3 protein-coding genes are annotated in these 4,073 nt (G+C 77.2%); 2 read left to right on the top strand and 1 reads right to left on the bottom strand.

The annotated features are described in order from the left end of the window. Positions 1-231: 231 nt before the first annotated feature. Both ACFRMQ_RS38975 and ACFRMQ_RS38970 read left to right on the top strand, forming a co-directional pair. Positions 232-921, top strand: coding sequence for an ABC transporter ATP-binding protein (locus ACFRMQ_RS38975; RefSeq protein ID WP_380735633.1), 690 nt, complete (start codon positions 232-234; stop codon positions 919-921). Then, positions 918-3,347 carry an FtsX-like permease family protein gene (locus ACFRMQ_RS38970; protein WP_380735632.1) on the top strand — a complete coding sequence of 810 codons (2,430 nt, stop codon included), beginning with the start codon at positions 918-920 and terminating at the stop codon, positions 3,345-3,347. Before ACFRMQ_RS38975 ends, ACFRMQ_RS38970 begins: the two co-directional genes overlap by 4 nt. Before the next feature lie 104 nt (positions 3,348-3,451). On the opposite strand, the gene ACFRMQ_RS38965 is transcribed toward ACFRMQ_RS38970, so the two are convergent. Continuing rightward, positions 3,452-3,958 carry a histidine kinase gene (locus ACFRMQ_RS38965; protein ID WP_380735631.1) on the bottom strand — a complete coding sequence of 169 codons (507 nt, stop codon included), beginning with the start codon at positions 3,956-3,958 and terminating at the stop codon, positions 3,452-3,454. Between the last annotated feature and the right edge of the window lie 115 nt (positions 3,959-4,073).

The raw sequence follows: 4,073 nt of genomic DNA, 5'->3' as shown, positions 1-4,073 counted from the left end.
CCGGGACATTGTGCTGGCCGGAGGCCCCGTGGGACAGCCCCACAGGTGGCGGGTGGCCGCTGCACCCGGCGACTACATCGGAAGGATGACGGTGCGCCAGGGTCCGCCGGGCGCGGTAGCGGGGTTGCCCCGGGCGGCGGACGCGGGCGCCCGCCGCCCGTTCGTACCTTCGTCCTCGTCAGCGGGCCCCCTCTTTCGGGGCCCGGGTGGAGGACGACGAGGAGCGGGGACATGAGCGGCGATCCGGTGATCGAACTGAGCGGCGTGAGCCGTCACTACGAGGGCGCCCGGGCGGCGCTGGACGAGGTCACGCTGAGCGTGCGGGCGGGGGAGTCGGTGGCCGTGCTCGGCCCGTCCGGCAGCGGGAAGTCCACCCTGCTGAACCTGGTCGCCGGGCTGGACCGGCCGAGCGCCGGGACGGTCACCGTGGCCGGGGTACGGGTGGACCGGCTGGGCGAGGCGGCCTCGGCCCGCTACCGGCGCGGCACGATCGGGATGGTGTTCCAGTTCTTCAACCTGCTGGACGACCTCACCGTGGCCGACAACGTGGTGCTGGCCGGTGAGCTGGCCGGCGTCCCGCGCGCCGAGGCCCGGCGCCGGGCGGCCGAACTGCTGGAGGCGCTCGGCATCGACCGGCACACCCGCGCCCACCCGGGCCGGCTGTCCGGCGGCGAGCGCCAGCGCGTGGCGGTGGCACGGGCGTTGATGAACCGGCCGACGCTGCTGCTGGCGGACGAGCCGACCGGTGCGCTGGACTCGGCCTCCGGCGAGGACGTCAAGGAGCTGTTCCGGGACCTGCACGAGGACGGGCAGACCGTCCTGATCGTCACCCACGACCTGGCGCTGGCCGAGGACTGCGCCACCCGCACGGTCCGGATGCGGGACGGCCGGATCGAGGCGGACTCGGCGGTGGCGGCATGAGCGCGCTCGGCCGGGTCGTACGGGCAGGGGTGCGCAGGCGCCGGACGCAGTCCGTCGCGGTCGGCCTGGCCGCGCTGGTGGCGACCACCTGCTCCGTCCTCGGCGGCTCGCTGCTGGTCGCCTCCCAGGCCCCCTTCGACCAGGCCTTCGACGACCAGCGCGGCGCCCACCTCACCGCACGGTTCGACGCGGCCGGGGTGAGCGCCGACCAGCTCGTCGCGACGGCCCACGCCCCCGGGGTGACGGCCGCGGCCGGGCCGTACCGGACCGTGACCGTCGACCCCGAGCCCGGCCCCGGCCTGGACCTGCCGCCCGGGGTGACGATGGCGCCGATGGCCGTCACCGGACGCGCCGAGGCCGCCCCGGGGATCGACAACGTCACCATGATCCAAGGGAGTTGGCCGCAGCGGCCGGGCGAGGTGGTGATCGAGGCCGGGTACGCCGACAAACCCCGGGAGCTCGGCGGCAGCCTGCGCCTGCCCGGCCTGCCGGGCGCCCCGGCCCTGAAAGTCGTCGGCTTCGCCCGCTCCGTCAGCCGGACCTCGGACGCCTGGGTGACCCCGGACGGTCTGGCCGCCCTCGCCGCGCCCGGCTCCAACCCCGGCTCCAACCCCGGCTCCGACTCCGGCACTGGCTCCGGCTCCGGCTCCGGTTACGAGATGCTCTACCGGTTCACGGACGCCGGCAGCGCCGCGGCGATGGCCGCCGGCCGGGCCGTGGTCGTCTCCGCCGCTCCCGCCGGGGCGCTCACCGGCGCGCAGTCCTGGCTCACCGCCAAGCAGGGCTCGGACCGCAACACCGCGCTGTTCCTGCCCTTCATGGTGGCCTTCGGCCTGCTCGGCATGGCGATGTCGGTGCTGGTCGCGGGCAACGTGGTGGCCGGCGCGGTCGGCACCGCCACCCGGCGGATCGGCGTGCTCAAGGCGCTCGGCTGCACCCCCGCCCAGGTGGTGCGGGCGTACGTCGCCCAGGCGCTGGTCCCGGCCGGTGCCGGCACCCTGCTCGGGGTGGTCACCGGCAACCTGCTGACCATTCCGGTGCTCGCCACCACCGGCTCGCTGTACGGCACCGACACCTCCGGCCTCGCCCCCTGGGTGGACGTCGCGGTGGCGGGCGGCACCCTGGCCGCCGTCGCGCTGGTCGCCTGGGCGGCCGCGGCCAGGGCCGGCCGGCTGCGCACGGTGGACGCGCTCGCCGTCGGCCGGACCGGAGGGGGCACCCGTCGGGACGCCTTCGCGGCCCGCGCCGCCGCGCTGGCCGTCCGGTTGCCGCTGCCCCGCCCGCTGAGCCTCGGCCTCGCCCAGCCCTTCGCCCGCCCGGCCCGGGCCGCCGGGATGTTCGCCGCGGTGCTGTTCGGCACGACGGCGGCGGTCTTCGCGGTGGGCATGGGCGGGACGATGGGCTGGGTGCAGGAGGCGAAGTCGCACGCCGCCGGGGACGTGGTGGTGCACCCGGCGTGGCCGGCCGGCCCGCCCGGGGCCGCACCGACGGACCGGCCCGTCCCGGCCGACCGGGCCACCGTCACCGCCGCGCTGGACGCCCAGCCGGGCACCGCCCGGTACTTCGGCACCGGCACCGAGGACGTCACCGTCCCCGGCGTGGCGGGCAGCACCCTGGTGACGGCCTTCGACGGCGACTCCTCCTGGGCGGGCTACAAGCTGGTCTCCGGGCGCTGGTACCAGGGCCCGGGCGAGGCCGTCGCCCCGGCCACCTTCCTGACCGAGGCCTCGGTCGCGCTCGGCGACCGGGTGACCTTCACGACCCACGGCCGGGCCGTCACCGTCCGGATCGTCGGCGAGGTCTTCGACCCGCACGTGCAGACCGACGAACTCTTCGTCGACGCCGTGAACTACCCGGCGGGGACGGCGCCGCGGCCGGACACCTGGACCGTCCGGCTGAAGCCCGGCACCGACCGGGCCGCCTACGCCGGGGCCCTCGACGGCGCCCTCGCCCCAGCGCGCATGACCGCCGACACCGGCGGGCCGCGCGGCTCCAGCGGCGGGATCGCCGCGCTGAACTCGCTCACCGCCACCCTGACCGCGCTGCTGCTCGTGGTCGCCGGGCTCGGGGTGTTCAACACCGTCGTCCTGGAGGTCCGTGAGCGCGCCCGGGACACGGGCGTCACCAAGGCGCTCGGCATGACCCCGGCACAGGCCGTGGGCGTGGTCCTCGCCTCGGTGGTCCCGGCCGGGGCGGTCGGCGGCCTGGCCGGCCTGCCGCTGGGGCTGCTGCTGCACGCTCTGACGGTGCCCGCGATGGGGCGCGGCGCCGGGCTGAACTTCCCCGCCTCCGCGCTGGACGTGTTCGGCACCCCGGTGCTGGTCCTGCTCGCCCTCGGCGGGGTGCTGATCGCCCTGCTCGGCGCCCTGCTCCCGGCCGTACGGGCGGCGCGGGCGCGCACGGTGGACGCGCTGCGGGCGGAATGACGGGGTGGCGTGATGCGGGCGGAGTGATGCGGGCGGCGTGACGGGGCCGGAACGGCGGGGCGGGGCACGCACGCCCCGCCCACTCCTGTCTGCCGCGCGTGCGCTCAGGAGCCCTGGTCCGTCGCCTCCTCCGCCTTCTTCTCGGCCGCCCGCACCTGTTCGGCGAAGGTGTGCTCGTCGATCCGCTCGACCGAGGCCCCGTGCCGGGCGGCCAGCTCGTCCGCCGGGTCGGGGGAGGCCTCCCGGACCTCCAGGGCGAGCAGCGCCCCGCCGTCCGGCACCCGGGGCGAGAGCACGATCAGCGCGGCTCCGGCCTCGCCCGCGAAGTGCTCCTCGGCCGCGTTGCCGAGCGCCGCGCCCGCCGCGAAGCCGAGGAACGCGCCCACCGGCCCGCCGAGCATTCCGACCAGGGCGCCCAGCAGCCCCGAGCCGACGGTGGCCACGCCCGCGCCCCGGCCGAAGGTGTCCTTCGCCTCCAGCAGGCCTTCGGCGCTGCGCTCCAGGACCGCCGCGAACCGCAGGCCGGGCAGGCGCTGCGCCTCGTCGAAGGCCGGGCGCCAGCCGTCGGCGTCGGGGAAGGTCAGCAGGACGACGTGGTGCTGGTCGCTCATCGCACTCCGATCGGGACGGCGGCGCTCGGGTCTCCATCGTCACCTCCGGTGCCCGCCTCGGCCACAGGAGGCGTACGGGCCCGCGCGCGGGCCGGGCCTGCCCGCCGAGGGGGCC

The organism is Kitasatospora sp. NPDC056783 (assembly GCF_042789895.1).
In the GTDB taxonomy this organism is placed as follows: Bacteria; Actinomycetota; Actinomycetes; order Streptomycetales; family Streptomycetaceae; genus Kitasatospora.
Note: the sequence above shows the minus strand (reverse complement) of the source record. Positions and strands in the feature narration are given on the sequence as shown.

Excerpts from the sequence above, each read along its gene's own strand:
- ACFRMQ_RS38965 (WP_380735631.1), bottom strand. The coding sequence starts at position 3,958 with ATGAGCGACCAGCACCACGTCGTCCTGCTGACCTTCCCCGACGCCGAC.
- ACFRMQ_RS38975 (WP_380735633.1), top strand. The coding sequence starts at position 232 with ATGAGCGGCGATCCGGTGATCGAACTGAGCGGCGTGAGCCGTCACTAC.
- ACFRMQ_RS38970 (WP_380735632.1), top strand. The coding sequence starts at position 918 with ATGAGCGCGCTCGGCCGGGTCGTACGGGCAGGGGTGCGCAGGCGCCGG.